Here is a 14,380-nt window from a genome sequence, read left to right as displayed (position 1 = left end):
CCAAGCACTCGTGATCGACTATCTCGCCCTCGCACTGACGCATGCGCTGATCCTGATCGCGATCCTGCGCGTGTTCATGCGCGACGACTTCGACTGCGAGGATCGGCCGGGCGCGGAGCCGGAGGAGGCGAAACCGAGCCGGCGCGAGGCCCGCCGTGCGCGGCGCGCAGGCGGAAAGGCGCGCAATGCTTGACGCGGCGCTGTTCCTTTTCGTGATGACGCTGTTCGCGCTCGGCCTCAGGCGCCCCTTCGTCTGGGTGCTCGCCTATCTCTATATCGACATCCTGGCCCCGCAGAAGATCGGCTGGACGCTTACGCCGATGCTGCCGATTTCCTTCATCGCCTTCATGCTCGCCTTCGCAGGATGGGCACTGGTCGATGCGAAATCGCAGATCCGCTTCACCCTGCGGCAGGGCATTCTCATCGCCTTCCTGGGATGGTGCTTCCTCACGCTGCAATGGGCCGACTTCCCCGAGGATGCGGCCTACAAGTGGGAATGGGTCTGGCGCGCGATGGTGTTCGCCATCTTCCTGCCCTTCACGCTGGTCACGCGCTTGCGGCTGGAGCTCGCGCTGCTGGTCGTCACGCTCACCGCGGGGGCCATTATCATTTCCTCCGGTCTCAAGACCGCGCTTGGCGGCGGGGGCTATGGCAGCCTGTATTTCTTCGTGAACGACAATTCGAACATCTACGAAAGTTCGACGCTCTCGACGGTCGCGATCGGGCTGATCCCAATCATCTGGTGGTTCATGAACCACGGGCGGATCTTCCCGCCCGACTGGCGGGTCAAGCTGTTCGGCGGCGCGTTCATCTTTGCCTGCCTGCTGATCCCCGTCGGAACCGAAGCACGTACCGGGCTCGTCTGTATCGGCGTTCTCGCGCTGCTGCTGCTGCGCGACGTGAAGCGGCGGATGACCTTCATCGTCGGCGGCATTGCCCTCGTGCTGATGGCCGCGCCCTTCCTGCCGACCAGCTATTACGAACGCATGGGGCTGATCACCGGGCACGAACAGGACCAGTCGGCATCGACCCGCCTTGCGGTCTGGCAATGGACCTATGAATACGCGCTTGAGAACCCGCTTGGCGGCGGATTCGATTCCTACCGCGGCAACAAGTTCGAATACCGCCTGCCGCAGGTCAGCGAGAATGGCAGCACGACCACCGTCGAATACAAGGACGTGGTCGACGAAGCCCGCGCCTTTCACTCGTCGATCTTCGAGGTGCTGGGTGAACAAGGGTGGATCGGCCTGTTCCTGTGGGTCTGGCTCCATGCCAGCGGGCTGTGGCAGATGGAAAAGCTGCGGCGGCGGTGGCGCGGGCGCGAGGGGGCAAGCTGGCAATCGCCATTGGCAAGCGCGCTACAGATGACGCAGGTCATCGCGCTGGTCGGGTCGCTGTTCCAGGGGATCGCCTACCAGCCGGTGATCCTGCTGATCATCGCCCTGCAATGCGGGCTGTGGACCTATCTCAAGCGCTGCGAGGAAACGGCCGCCGAGCCGCGCTCCTCGCGCAGGCGCGCGGCCCAACGCTCGGAGCCCCAACGCGCCACCAGCGCATCGAACGCGGCCCGTTCGGCCCCGGGGAGCGAGGCGTAATCCGCACACTGCCGCGCGCGCGTGACGCAGGCTTCGCCGCTGTCGAGCCGCAGCGAAATCACGCCGAGCTCTTCATGCGCGAGACCGATCGCGGTCGGTTCGCCGAGCGGCCCGATGTGGAGGAAGGGCGCGGGCGGCGCGGCGGCGGGAACATCCGCGCCCAGAAGCCGCAGGATTATCGCGCGGTAGTCGCTTAGCGCCAGCGGCGCGCGTGCCGCGCCCAGCGGACGGTTGCTGGCGAGGAAAGTCGCATTCTGCCGGTCGTTGATGACATGGCCATGGCCGAGGAAGCCGTCCTCGAACAGGGCCTCGCCATGATCGCCGGTGACGATCAGCACGGTGTCCTGCCACACGCCCATCGTTTCCAGCTTCGCAATCAGCCGGCCCAGCGCGGCGTCGGTGTGCGCGACCGCGTTCCAGTAGGTCCGCTCCAGCGCCTCGCGATTGTCTTCGGCGATCTGGCCGCGTTCCAGCGGGGGGGTGGCGAAGCGGTGCGGGACGGCGTCGTGGTGATAGGGGAAATGCGGCGTCTGGAAATTGAGGTAGACGAATTGCGGCGTCTCCCACGCTGCGGCATCGCCGAGCGCGGCGTCGAAGCGATCGAGCACGATGTTCTCGTCGACCAGCAGCGAGCCCTGCGCGGCGAAACTGAAGGCGCGCTGGTCCTTGAGCACTTCGGCATCGACGAAGCGGTCGGCAACCTCGCGCATTCCGACAGCTGCCGAAATACCGCCGAAATCCTCCGGTTGTCCCGAGAACACGCCGATCTCGTAACCGCTGGCATCGAGCTCGCGGAACAGGCTCGGCGATCCGGGCGGCACGACCAAGCTGCCCGCGAAGAGCGATTTGAGCGAGGCGGTGGTGAAACCGACATGGCTGTAGGCGGGCGCGAGGGCGCCGCCCTGCGCCGCCACGCGCGCGAGATTGGGGGCGACGGGTTTCCCGTCGATGCGCTTGCCCAGCACATCCGCGCGGGTGCTTTCGAAAACGACGATGACGAGATGCGGCTTCGCGCCGCCGATTGGCGTGGCGGGCAGGGGCTCGGCAACCGGGACCAGCGCAAGATCGCCGCCGTAGCCATCCTCGTCGATCCCATTGCCGGGAATGTCGAGCGCGAGCGGATGGCGGCCGGCATCGAACGGGGCCGGGTCGATGGTCCGCCCGGCAAGGCCGTAACCATCGCCGTCGAAATCGCTCGCCAGTGCCAGCCCGTCGGCCAGCCCCTGCCAGGCGACGATCCGCTCCAGACCGCGCGGCGCATCGCCGCCGAGACGCGGCAACACGATTACCGCGCCGGCGAAGGCCAGCCACACGAGGGCGACTGTCTTCCAGCGCGGCCAGGGGGACGCCAGCGCCGGCTGTCTGCCGAGCCATCCGCGCAGCAGGCGTGCTGCCAGCCACCATGCCGCGAGGAAGAGCAGCAGCGCGCCCACGCCGAGCATGATCTCGTTCTTGGCGAACAGCAGCGCATCGGCCGCGCTGCCACCGCCCAGCTGCTTTAGCAGCGCGAAGCTGACCGCATCGCTGAAATAGGAATGGAGCTGGTAACGCAGGCTGAGCACCAGCAGGCTGGTTCCGCCATAGAGGAACGCGAAATGCAGTACGGCGGACTGCGCCCCGGAAGATCGGGCCAGCCGAGCGGCCAGCTTCCAGGCGAGCAGGGCGACTGCGGTATGCGCCAGCGTGAAGCCGATCAGGAACAGGGCCAGTTCCCCGCCGGTGTCGACCGCGCTCGACTGGCCGAACCCGCCGGTGAACACGCCGTACTTGCGGTCGGCGACGATGAGCTCTGCGGCGGCGACGATGGCAGCGACCAGCGGGACGCCGAGCGCAGGCTTGAGCGCAGTGCCGAGGATACGGGCCAGCATGGTTTCTCCAGCATCGCGGGCACCGGTGCGCCGCCTGCCGGACCATACCGCCTGTACGAATCGGCTCAATACGTGCCGCCTCCTCCATCACCGGACATGGCGCTTCCCCATGCCGTAGCGGCACGTTCGGCGGTGTTGCGCGCATCCCGCACATGCGCCATGACTCGCGCCGCACGCGCGACCGGAGTCGCGCCAAACCATGATTTTCGAACAGAGGAGAGGCGTATGAGCCCGCAGGAACTGGCAGACAAGGTCGGCGAGAACATCGGCACGAGCGAATGGGTCGACATGAGCCAGGAGCGTATCAACCAGTTCGCCGATGCCACCGGCGATCACCAGTTTATCCATATCGACGAGGAAAAGGCCAAGATGACGCCGTTCGGCGGCACCATCGCGCATGGCTTCCTCACGCTGTCGATGATCCCCTATCTAAGCGCCAAATCGGACATGCCCAAGCTCGACGGCGTGAAGATGGGCGTGAACTACGGCGGCAACAAAACCCGCTTCATCTCGCCCGTCCGCAGCGGCAAGCGCATCCGCGGCCACTGGAAGCTGGTCGAAATGACCGAGAAGCGTCCCGGCCAGTGGCAGCAGACCTGCGAGATCACCATGGAGATCGAGGGCGAGGAAAAGCCCGCGCTGATCACCGAGTGGATCACCCAGATTTTCGTCTGATTTCCCCCTCCTCCCCGGCGAGGATCCAGACACAACCACAACCAAGGAAATACCCATGCGTGACGCAGTCATCGTCTCCACCGCCCGCACCGCCATCGGCCGTGCCTACAAGGGCGGGTTCAACGACACCAAGGGCCCGACGCTCGGCGCCTATTCGCTCAAGCCCGCGATCGAGCGTGCCGGCATCGACGCCGGCGAGGTCGACGACGTGCTGTGGGGCAGCGCGCTCCAGCAGGGTGCGCAGGCCGGCAACCTCGCCCGCCAGGTCGCGCTGCGCGCCGGTTGCCCGATCGGCACCAGCGGCATGACCATCGACCGCCAGTGTTCGAGCGGCCTGATGAGCATCGCCACCGCCGCCAAGCAGATCATCACCGACCGCATGGACGTGGTGGCCGCCGGTGGGCAGGAATTGATCAGCCTCGTGCAGACCAAGGAAATGCGCGTGATGCCCGATCCCGAGCTGGTTAACATGCACGGCGCGATCTACATGCCGATGCTGCAGACCGCCGAAACGGTCGCGCAGCGTTACGGCATCAGCCGCGAAGCGCAGGACGAATACGCGCTGCAGAGCCAGCAGCGTACCGCCGCCGCGCAGGAAGCCGGCAAGTTCGACGACGAAATCGTCTCGGTCAGCACCACGCACAAGGTGCAGGACAAGGAAACGGGCGAGATTTCGGACGTCGAAATCACCATCGACAAGGACGAGGGCAATCGCCCGCAGACCACGCTCGAAGGCCTCAACAGCCTCAAGCCGGTGATGGGCGACGGCACCACGATCACTGCGGGCAACGCTTCGCAGCTGTCGGACGGTTCGTCGGCCAGCGTGCTCATGGAAGCCAAGGTCGCCGAACAGAAGGGCCTCGAGCCGCTCGGCCGCTATGTCGGCATGGCAGTCGCCGGGACCGAACCCGACGAAATGGGCATCGGCCCGGTCTTCGCGATTCCCAAGCTGCTCAAGCGCTTCGACCTGAGCGTCGACGACATCGGCATCTGGGAACTGAATGAAGCCTTCGCGGTGCAGGTGCTCTACTGCCGCGACAAGCTCGGCATCGATAACGCCAAGCTCAACGTCAACGGCGGCTCGATCTCGATCGGCCACCCCTATGGCATGACCGGCGCACGCTGCACCGGCCACGTGCTGCTCGAAGGCAAGCGCATGGGCGCGAAATACGGCGTCGTCACCATGTGCGTCGGCGGCGGCATGGGCGCAGCCGGCCTGTTCGAAATCTTCTAGGGTCAACCTAGCCTGAAACCGAGAAGGGCGGCCGGGGCAAAACCCCGCGCCGCCCTTCTTCTTGGCATGCTTGCTGGAACGGCTTCACCGCGGCTGACCGCGTGGGAGGCCGCCGACGCCTAGCCGTGTTCGGCGATGAACTCCTCGACCACGGGGGCGATCTTGTCGCGCCAGCGGCTGCCGTTGAAAATGCCGTAATGGCCCGCGCCTTCGGCCATGTAATACCGCTTCTTGCCGGCATCGAGCTGCGGCGTCAGTTCGAGCGCGGCCCGCGTCTGCCCCAGGCCCGAGATATCGTCTCGCTCGCCCTCGATCGCCAGCAGCGCGGTCTGCGTGATGTCGCCCAGGTCGATGCGCTTGCCGCGATGCAGGAAAGTGCCGTTGGGCAGCGCATGGTCCTGGAACACCTCCTGCACCGTCTGCAGGTAGAACTCGGCGGTCATGTCGCACACGCTGCGGTATTCGTCGTAGAAATCCTTGGTCGCCTGCGCGCTTTCGTCGTCGCCGACGGTGAGGTGTTTGAACATCTCGTAATGGCTGATCATGTGATTGCCGAGGTTCATGCTCATGAACCCGGCCAGCTGCATGAAGCCGGGATAGACCCGCCGGCCCGCGCCGCGATACTGCATCGGCACGGTGGCGATGACATTGTGGCGGAACCACTCGATCGGGCGGTCCATCGCCAGATCGTTGACGCTGGTCGGCGAACAGCGCGTGTCGATCGGCCCGCCCATCATGGTCAGCGTGCGCGGCGTGCACGGATGGCCATCGCGGTTCATGATTGCAGTGGCGGCAAAGACGGGCACCGAAGGCTGGCACACCGCCATCACATGCGCACCGCCGCCCTGTGCATCGGGGCCGATGTGTTCGAGATAGCCGATCACGTAATCGATGTAATCATCGAGATCGAAGGTCCCTTCGTGCAGCGGGACGGTCTTCGCATCGGCCCAATCGGTGACATAGACGCGGTAGCCTTGCAGCATCCGTTCGACCGTGCCGCGCAGCAGCGTGGCGTAATGCCCGCTCATCGGCGCGACGACCAGCAGGCGCGGGGCGTCTTCGGGCAGGTCTTCGCGGTGGAACGCCTTCAGATCGCCGAAGGGCCGGTTGACCACAGTCGATTCGACGATCGCCACGGGCTTACCATCGACATCGATCGCCTCGAGGTTCCACGCCGGCTTGCCGTAGGATGCCGTCGCATGCGCGAAGACTTCCAGCGCGCTCGCCGCCACCGGGCCGATGTTCATATAGCCCATCGGGCCGACGTAATTGAACGGATTGGCCGGGTTGTTCAGCATTTCCACCCCGATCGAGGCGAAGGCGCTGGCCGAGTTGAGCCAGCTGCGCTGCAGTTCATAGGCGTGGTAGAGCAATAAATGTCCCCTGCGTACCCGGCATTGTATGGCTGTGTCGTGCGGGTGGAATATGGCAATCCTGCCGTTCGATCGATAATTGTGCAATGCACAATCGGTTTAAATGTGCCTGAGCATGTGCAGCACAGTGGATTTTAACCGCGCGGCGACGTAACTGCGTGCGCATGTCAGCCAAGGACCAGACGGAAACCGACGGCCGCGGCCGGTTCGCACGCAAGCGCGCCGCTGCGGATGCCCCGCGCCAGCGTTCGCTGGGTTCACTGCGCATGGTATGGCAGGCGGGCACGCGCTATCCCGGCCATGTCGCGCTCGCCATCCTCGCGCTGTTCATCACTGCGGCGGCGACGCTGGCGATCCCCGCGGGCTTCAAGATGGTGATCGACCGCGGCTTTGCCGAAGGGGCGACGCCCGAGGACATGGGCCGCTGGTTCCGCTATTTGCTGATGATCGTCGCCGTGCTTGCCGCAGGCACTGCAATGCGGTTCTATTTCGTCAGCTGGCTGGGCGAGCGCGTGGTCGCCGACATCCGCCTGCGGGTGCAGGACAACCTGCTGCGCCTGGCGCCGGGGTTCTATGAAGAGAACAGTCCCAAGGAAATTTCCAGCCGCATGACCAGCGACACCGCGCTGATCGAACAGGTGGTCGGCACCACTGTCTCGGTCGCGCTGCGCAATGCGCTGATGGCGATCGGGGGCACGGCCTATCTGTTCTGGCTGGTCCCCGGCCTGACCATGGGGCTGTTCCTGCTGATCCCCGCCATCGTTATCCCGATCACGCTGTTCGGGCGGCGCCTGCGCAAGGTCTCGCGCACCAGCCAGGACCGCGTCGCCGATATCGGGGCAATGGTCACCGAAGTGCTGTCGGCGATGAAGATCGTCCAGGGGTTCAACCAGGAAGAACGCGAACATGCGCGCTTCCGCGAGGCGGTCGAACGCACCTTCTCGGTCGCGCGGCGCCGGGTCATCATCCGCGCGGCGATGACCGCGATCGTGATCCTGCTGGTTTTCGGCGGCATCACCCTGCTGGTCTGGCGCGGCGCGCAGGCGGTCAGCGAAGGCGCAATCTCGGGCGGGACGATCGCCGCATTCGTGCTCACCGCAGGCCTCGTCGCAGGCGCGATCGGTGCGCTGACCGAAGTCTACGGCGACCTGCTGCGCGGCGCGGGCGCGGCGAGCAGGCTGTCCGAACTGCTCGAGGAAAGACCCTCGATCACCGCACCCGCACGGCCGCAGGCATTGCCCGCGCCGCCGCGCGGCGGGCTGTCGTTCCGCAATGTCACCTTCCGCTATCCGACCCGGCTCGATGCGCCGGCGATCACCGATTTCAGCCTCGAGGTCGAACCGGGCGAAACCGTCGCCATCGTGGGGCCGTCGGGGGCGGGCAAGTCGACCATCTTCCAGCTGGCAGAACGCTTCTACGATCCGCAGGCAGGCTCGATCCGGCTCGACGGCATTCCGCTGACCAGCGCCGATCCCGCCGAAATCCGGCGGCGCATCGCCTATGTCCCGCAGGAAGGCGTCCTGTTCAGCGCCAATGCGCGCGACAATCTGCGCTATGGCAATTGGGATGCGAGCGAGGACGAGATCCGGGCCGCTGCGCAGGCGGCCAATGCTGCCGAATTCCTCGACAAGCTCCCGCAGGGGCTCGACACCTATCTCGGGGAAAGCGGCACGCAGCTGTCGGGCGGCCAGCGCCAACGCATCGCCATTGCCCGCGCGCTGCTGCGCGCTGCGCCGATCCTGCTTCTCGACGAGGCAACCAGCGCACTCGATGCCGAGAGCGAGCGGCTGGTGCAGGATGCGCTCGAACACCTGATGCGCGAGCGTACGACGCTGGTCATCGCCCACCGCCTGTCGACCGTCCGCGCTTCCGACCGCATCGTCGTGATGGAGGATGGCCGGATCGTCGAACAGGGTACGCACGACACGCTGTCGGCCAATGGCGGGCTCTACGCCCGGCTCGCTTCGCTCCAGTTCGGTCTGGAAAGCGCCTGACCGCTTGACTCGCGCAGTCCACTGCTCTTGGGGCGTCCCGCAATGAACGATTACATCACCGCGATCTTCCTCGGCATCGTCGAGGGGCTCACCGAATTCATCCCGGTTTCATCGACCGGTCACCTCATTCTCGCGACCGAACTGTCGGGCGCGGATCCCAACGAATGGGCGATGTTCAACGTGGTGATCCAGCTGGGCGCGATCCTGGCGGTGGTCTACCAATACTGGGGCACCTTCTGGTCGGCCGGGATCGGCGTGCTCAAGCGCGAACGCGAAGGGCTGATGTTCGCACGCAACATCCTGCTCGGCTTCCTGCCCAGTGCAGTGATCGGCTTCGCGCTCTACGAAAGCTTCGAGGCCATGCTCGGCAACCCGGGGATCGTGCCTTGGGCGCTGATTGCCGGCGGGGTGGCGATCATCGTGATCGAACGCGCGGCCAACCCCCGCGACGAAGGGCGCGGCGTGGCCGAACTGCCGCTCGCCAAGGTGCTCGGCGTCGGGTTCGCCCAATGTCTCGCCATGGTGCCGGGCGTCAGCCGTTCGGGCGCGACGATCATGGGGGCGCTGGCGATGGGCATCAATCGCAAGACGGCGGCTGAATTCTCCTTCTTCCTGGCGGTGCCGACGATGGTCGGCGCGACCACGCTCGAAGTCGCCACCAAATACGACGAGATGATGGCCGGCGCGACACGGGTGGGCTGGGACCATATTGCGCTCGGCTTCGCGGTCAGCTTCATCGTCGCGCTGTTCGTGATCCGCGCCTTCGTCGCCTATGTCAGCCGCAGCGGCTTCACGCCCTTCGCGTGGTACCGGATCATCGCCGGTTCCGCCGCCCTGGCCTGGCTGACTTTCGCCTGACGAAGTGTGGCATGGATGCCACGGAGCGAGCGATCCGGGGTCTGCCGTAAGGAACCTTTGATCATTTGCGTGCTTGTCTCCGGTGAATGAAAGACAAAGGTACGCACCGATGGGTTTGTTGATTCTGGTTGTCGTAGGAGCCCTCCTGGGCTGGCTGGCAACGATTATTCTCAGGATCGAAGATGGCCGCAGCATCCTCGCCAATGCGCTCGTCGGCGTGCTCGGCTCGCTCGTGACCGGGCTGATCGCCGGCAACGGGGCGGTTTTCGGCACGGTCAGCGGCGTCGCGCTGCTGTGGGCAGTGCTCGGATCGGTCGTCGCGATCGGGGTGTTCAACCTCATCCGCCAGCGGGCCTATAACTGAATCCCGCTTCACATCGCCCGATCATCGGGTACAAACGCGGACGGAATGGATTGGCGTCTCGCATATGGTTGACGGCCCGGGCGTTCCCCGGGCCATTTCGTATCCGATACGGCAAACCTCCACCCCCGGCGTTCTTGCTTGACTGCCGGGAACCGAAGGAACAATAGTCCGTTCATCACATTCTTGCCGCATTTCGAAAACGCGGCTGGAACGACAAAAGGGGAATTTACATGAAGTTCAATAAAGCAACGCTCGTCGCTACCGCCGCCGCCATGAGCCTCGGCCTTGCCGCTTGCGACAGCGCAGCAGAAAACGAAGCCGAAGAAAACATCGAAGAGATGGAAGACGCTCGCGACAACCAGGTTGACGCCATGGAAGAAGCCGGTGAAATCACCGAAGACCAGGCCGACGTCATGGACGACCAGACCGACGCCATGGAAGAATCCATGGAAGAGCAGGCTGACGAAATCGACGAAATGTAAGCATCGTCGATCGTTATGCGATCATGCGGCCCCGGAGCGATCCGGGGCCGTTTTTTGTTGGGCGCTGGTTTTCGCCGGACCTTGCGGAGGTCAGACCGGGGCCGCGCCCGACCCGCGCCCGCCGCGCAGCGTGTATTCGAGCGAGCCGTGGTTCACCACATGGTCGACATCGATCACCGCGGTGTTGGCATAGGTAAACCCGGGCCCGAGGCTTTTGTAGAGCTGGTCGAAATCGCGCTCGACCGTCTGGCGGTAGAGGTCCTCGAAGCTCTCGATCACGAAATATGTCGGCTGCAGATCGCTGATCACGTAATCGGTGCGCATGACGCGGTCGACATTGAGCATGATGCGGTTGGGGCTCTTGGCCTCGGTGGCATAGACCACCTCGGTCGGGCCCGAGAGGATCCCCGCGCCATAGGCCTTGATCCCGTCGGCTTCCTGCAGCAGCCCGAATTCGACGGTGTACCAGTAGAGCGAACCGAGCGCCTTGAGCCGGTTGTAGCGCATCGCCTTCCAGCCCGCGCGGCCATATTCCTGCATGTAATCGGCATAGACCGGATCGGTCAGCATCGGGACGTGGCCGAACACGTCGTGGAACACGTCGGGTTCCTGGATGTAATCGAAGGTCTCGCGCGTGCGAATGAAATTGCCCGCGGGGAAGCGCCGGTTGGCCAGGTGCCAGAAGAACACGTGATCGGGGATCAGCATCGGCACGGGAACCACGCTCCACCCGGTGAGCGTATCGAGCTCTTCGGACAGGCGGCCGAATTCGGGCACCCCGCCGCGGCTGAGGTCGAGCTTGTCCAGCCCGGCCATGAACGCGCTGGCCGCGCGTCCCGGCAGCACCTTCATCTGCCGTTCGAACAGGGCGTTCCAGATCGCGTCGTCGTCGCTCGAATACTGGGTCTGTTCGGGCTCGAGCCAGTCGTCGCCCACGCGGTTTGGTTTCTTGAGCGGGGCGGTGAATACCTCTGCCGGAAGGTCCGGCAAACGGGTAAAATCCTGTTCGGTCTGTGCAAGTGTAGCCATATCGTCGCGGATGATACTATCATTGGCGCCCGCACACAAATGCCGAGGGCGTGATGAAATCGAGGGACTACAAGGCCGCGCTCGCACCGATGCGTGAGGAACTGGCCGCCATGGCGCGCTGGGCGCAAGCGACGGGGCAGCGCATCGTCGTCCTGTTCGAGGGGCGCGATACTGCGGGCAAGGGCGGCGCGATTCGCGCGGTGTCCGAAAAACTCAATCCGCGCCAGTGCCATATCGCCGCGCTCGCCAAGCCGACCGAGGCCGAACAGAGCCAGTGGTATTTCCAGCGTTATGTCCGGCACCTGCCGAGCGCGGGCGAAATCGTGCTGTTCGATCGCAGCTGGTACAATCGCGCGGGCGTCGAGAAGGTCATGGGCTATGCCGATGCGCCGCAGGTCGCACGGTTTCTCGAGCAGGCCCCGACCTTCGAGAAGATGCTGGTCGATGACGGCATCTTGCTGTTCAAATACTGGCTCGGTACCGATCAGGCACAGCAGGAGGAACGGCTGCGCGAACGGCTGGACGATCCGCTCAAACGCTGGAAGCTGTCCCCCGTCGACCTGGCGGCGCGCGAGAAATACGATGCCTATACCGAAGCGCGTGAGGCGATGCTGGCGGCGACGCATACCGAATGGGCGCCGTGGACACTGGTCGATTTCAACGACCAGAAGCGCGGCCGGCTGACGCTGCTGCGCGACCTGCTCGACCGCCTGCCGGATACGCGTGTCGCACCGCCGCAGATCGACTTTCCGCCGCTGGGCCGCGAGCCCAAGGTCGAACGCTATACGGTGATCGAACCGATCGAGAGCTTCCCGAGCGACTAGGCGAGGCGGGCAGAGGCTTTTGTCACCTGCCGCCCGTCCCCCGCGAATGCGGCGAGCTCGATGTCGTCGCCGGCCCCGCGCAGGACCAGATGCAACGCTTCGCCGGCAATCGCGGGGCTGACCCCGCGGAAACCGAACTGCGCCAGCCGGTTCTCGCCGAAGCGTTCGGCGGCCAGTTGCAGCAGCAGGCTGGCGGTCAGCGGGCCGTGGACCACCAGGCCGCGATAACGCTCCTGCTCCAGCGCATAGGGCGCATCGTAATGGATGCGATGGGTGTTGAAGGTCAGCGCCGAATAGCGGAACAGCAGCCGCGTATCGGGCACAAGCTGGCGATGGAGGTCCCATGCCTGCGGGTCGAACACTTCGGGGGATGGTGCCGGCGGCGACAGGGGGGCATCGGGTGCCAGCGCCTCGAGATAGACCGCGCTCTGCCGCTCGCGCACGGCGAGTTTGCCGTCGGCGCTGGTCTCGTGGTCGATCTCGACGAAAACCATTTCGCCGCGGCTCCCCGACTTGGGCGTGATCGAGACGACGCGGCTGGTCCGCTCGATCGTCGCACCGATCGTCATGGGGGCGCGGAATTCGATATCGCTCGACGCCCACATCCGCCGCGGCAGCGGGATCGGGGGCAGGAAGCTCGCCGGGTCGTCCTCGCGCAGCGGATGCCCGTCGGGGCCCAGCCGCGCAGTCGGTGCTTCGGGCGTGCAGAGGCAGAAATGGATCCCCTGCGGCATGGCGGTCGAGGCCGGCGCGCCGTGATCGAAGGTCGCGTACCACCGCGCGGCGAGCGCCGGATCGAGCCGGTCTGCCGCGCGCTGCTCGCGCCCGATCCAGTCGGCCCAATCGGACATCAGGCGGCGCGTTCGAAGACGGCGGCCATTCCCTGGCCCCCGCCGATGCACATGGTCTCGAGTCCGTAGCGCACCTCGCGGCGCTGCATTTCATGCGCCATGTCGGCGAGGATGCGGATCCCCGTCACGCCGATCGGGTGGCCCAGCGAAATGCCCGACCCGTTGACGTTGACCAGCTCGCGGCGGCTGTCGTCCTCGGCGAAACCCCAGCCCTTCAGCACGGCGAGCGCCTGCGGGGCGAAGGCCTCGTTGAGTTCGATCAGCCCGATATCGTCCCAGCCCATATTGGTCTTGGCGAACAGCCGTTCGACCGCGGGAACGGGGCCGATCCCCATCCGGCTGGGATCGCAGCCGGCCGCGCTCCACGAATGGAACCACAGGATCGGTTCGAGGCCCAATTCCTCCACCTTGTCCTCCGCCACCACCAGGCAGGCGGCGGCGGCGTCGTTCTGCTGGCTGGCATTGCCCGCCGTCACGATCGCATCCGCATCGCGCTTGCCGTCGATCGGGCGCAGCTTGCCCAGCGTGTCCATGCTGGCATCCTCGCGGAAACCCTCGTCACGCGCGAAGACCACCGGATCGCCGCGCCGCTGGGGGATTTCCACCGGGACCAGCTGTTCGTCGAACTTGCCTTCGGCCCAGGCGCGGGCGGCGTTCTGGTGGCTGCGCACCGCGAATGCATCGGCAGCCTCGCGGCTGATGTCGTAATCCTTGGCGAGATTTTCGGCGGTTTCGATCATGCCGGTGATCACTCCGAAGCGTTCGATCGGCTGGCTCATCAACCGCCCGCGCGTCAGCCGGTCCCACAGCACCATGTCGCCCAGCCGTGCGCCGTGGCGCGCCTTGGTGGTGTAATGTTCGACATTGGACATGCTCTCGACCCCGCCCGCGAGCACGCAGTCGGCGACGCCGGTCTGGACCATCATCGCCGCAGTCGCGACCGCCTGCAGGCCCGAGCCGCAGCGCCGGTCGAGCTGGAAGCCGGGTACCTCGATCGGATAGCCCGCCGCCAGCCAGCTCCAGCGCCCGATCGCGGGGGCCTCGCCGCTGCCGTAGCCCTGGCTGAACACCACATCGTCCACCCGCAGCGGATCGATCCCGCTGCGTTCGACCAGCGCCTTGATGATCACTGCTCCGAGCGCGCCCGCCTCGAGCGGGGCGAGGCTGCCGAGGAACTTGCCGACCGGTGTACGCAGGGGCTTGCAGATGGCTACGCGGCGGAGTGTCGTCATG

General features: G+C 65.5%; 13 protein-coding genes and 1 pseudogene. 9 read left to right on the top strand and 5 right to left on the bottom strand.

Going from position 1 to position 14,380, the window contains the following annotated elements:
* The first annotated feature begins 10 nt into the window (after window positions 1-10).
* Both SJY12_RS09680 and SJY12_RS09675 read left to right on the top strand, forming a co-directional pair.
* Window positions 11-193 (top strand): hypothetical protein, encoded by a 183-nt coding sequence (locus tag SJY12_RS09680; RefSeq protein ID WP_397505229.1) that lies wholly within the window; start codon window positions 11-13, stop codon window positions 191-193.
* Window positions 186-1,595 carry a DUF5935 domain-containing protein gene (locus SJY12_RS09675; RefSeq protein WP_397505228.1) on the top strand — a complete coding sequence of 470 codons (1,410 nt, stop codon included), beginning with the start codon at window positions 186-188 and terminating at the stop codon, window positions 1,593-1,595. The genes SJY12_RS09680 and SJY12_RS09675 overlap by 8 nt, the downstream gene beginning before the upstream one ends.
* Window positions 1,596-1,879: 284 nt before the next feature.
* Here the strand turns inward: SJY12_RS09675 and SJY12_RS09670 are convergent.
* Window positions 1,880-3,037: pseudogene (locus SJY12_RS09670) on the bottom strand (sulfatase-like hydrolase/transferase); the annotation flags it as partial.
* Between the two features lie 651 nt (window positions 3,038-3,688).
* Here SJY12_RS09670 and SJY12_RS09665 point away from each other — a divergent pair.
* Together SJY12_RS09665 and SJY12_RS09660 are read left to right on the top strand one after the other, a co-directional pair.
* Entirely contained in the window at window positions 3,689-4,138 is a 450-nt protein-coding gene (locus SJY12_RS09665; RefSeq protein WP_050601618.1) for a MaoC family dehydratase, read from the top strand.
* A gap of 55 nt (window positions 4,139-4,193) precedes the next feature.
* Window positions 4,194-5,372 (top strand): acetyl-CoA C-acyltransferase, encoded by a 1,179-nt coding sequence (locus SJY12_RS09660; protein ID WP_397505226.1) that lies wholly within the window; start codon window positions 4,194-4,196, stop codon window positions 5,370-5,372.
* Window positions 5,373-5,491: 119 nt separating this feature from the next.
* On the opposite strand, the gene SJY12_RS09655 is transcribed toward SJY12_RS09660, so the two are convergent.
* Complete coding sequence (locus SJY12_RS09655) at window positions 5,492-6,745, bottom strand: polyhydroxyalkanoate depolymerase (protein ID WP_063506291.1); 1,254 nt, start codon at window positions 6,743-6,745, stop codon at window positions 5,492-5,494.
* Between the two features lie 164 nt (window positions 6,746-6,909).
* Between SJY12_RS09655 and SJY12_RS09650 the strand changes: the two genes are divergently transcribed.
* The 4 genes from SJY12_RS09650 to SJY12_RS09635 all read left to right on the top strand — a co-directional run bounded on the left by SJY12_RS09650 (window position 6,910) and on the right by SJY12_RS09635 (window position 10,443).
* Window positions 6,910-8,739, top strand: a complete 1,830-nt coding sequence (locus tag SJY12_RS09650) for an ABC transporter transmembrane domain-containing protein (protein WP_397505225.1) — start codon at window positions 6,910-6,912, stop codon at window positions 8,737-8,739.
* Window positions 8,740-8,781: 42 nt separating this feature from the next.
* Complete coding sequence (locus tag SJY12_RS09645) at window positions 8,782-9,597, top strand: undecaprenyl-diphosphate phosphatase (protein ID WP_063506293.1); 816 nt, start codon at window positions 8,782-8,784, stop codon at window positions 9,595-9,597.
* Between the two features lie 109 nt (window positions 9,598-9,706).
* The gene (locus SJY12_RS09640; RefSeq protein WP_050601623.1) at window positions 9,707-9,961 is read left to right on the top strand and encodes a GlsB/YeaQ/YmgE family stress response membrane protein; all 255 of its coding nucleotides are present in this window, start codon (window positions 9,707-9,709) and stop codon (window positions 9,959-9,961) included.
* Window positions 9,962-10,191: 230 nt separating this feature from the next.
* Complete coding sequence (locus SJY12_RS09635) at window positions 10,192-10,443, top strand: hypothetical protein (protein ID WP_050601624.1); 252 nt, start codon at window positions 10,192-10,194, stop codon at window positions 10,441-10,443.
* A 90-nt stretch (window positions 10,444-10,533) separates the two neighbouring features.
* Here SJY12_RS09635 and phhA read toward each other — a convergent pair whose 3' ends face one another.
* Window positions 10,534-11,472 carry a phenylalanine 4-monooxygenase gene (phhA, locus tag SJY12_RS09630; RefSeq protein WP_397505222.1) on the bottom strand — a complete coding sequence of 313 codons (939 nt, stop codon included), beginning with the start codon at window positions 11,470-11,472 and terminating at the stop codon, window positions 10,534-10,536.
* A 53-nt stretch (window positions 11,473-11,525) separates the two neighbouring features.
* Between phhA and ppk2 the strand changes: the two genes are divergently transcribed.
* The gene (ppk2, locus tag SJY12_RS09625; protein WP_348347595.1) at window positions 11,526-12,296 is read left to right on the top strand and encodes a polyphosphate kinase 2; all 771 of its coding nucleotides are present in this window, start codon (window positions 11,526-11,528) and stop codon (window positions 12,294-12,296) included.
* On the opposite strand, the gene SJY12_RS09620 is transcribed toward ppk2, so the two are convergent.
* Window positions 12,293-13,147: a MaoC family dehydratase N-terminal domain-containing protein gene (locus tag SJY12_RS09620; RefSeq protein ID WP_160766143.1), complete on the bottom strand. Its 855-nt coding sequence runs from the start codon at window positions 13,145-13,147 to the stop codon at window positions 12,293-12,295. The genes ppk2 and SJY12_RS09620 overlap by 4 nt on opposite strands.
* A complete protein-coding gene (locus SJY12_RS09615) occupies window positions 13,147-14,379 on the bottom strand; it encodes an acetyl-CoA C-acetyltransferase (protein ID WP_397505221.1) in 1,233 nt (410 codons plus the stop codon). The genes SJY12_RS09620 and SJY12_RS09615 overlap by 1 nt, the downstream gene beginning before the upstream one ends.
* Window position 14,380 lies beyond the last annotated feature (1 nt).

The sequence above is a fragment of the Qipengyuania sp. R86523 genome, assembly GCF_044596365.1.
GTDB classification, from domain to species: domain Bacteria; phylum Pseudomonadota; class Alphaproteobacteria; order Sphingomonadales; family Sphingomonadaceae; genus Qipengyuania; species Qipengyuania citrea.
The sequence above is the reverse complement of the archived record's forward strand: the minus strand, read 5'-3'. Positions and strand labels throughout refer to the sequence as shown.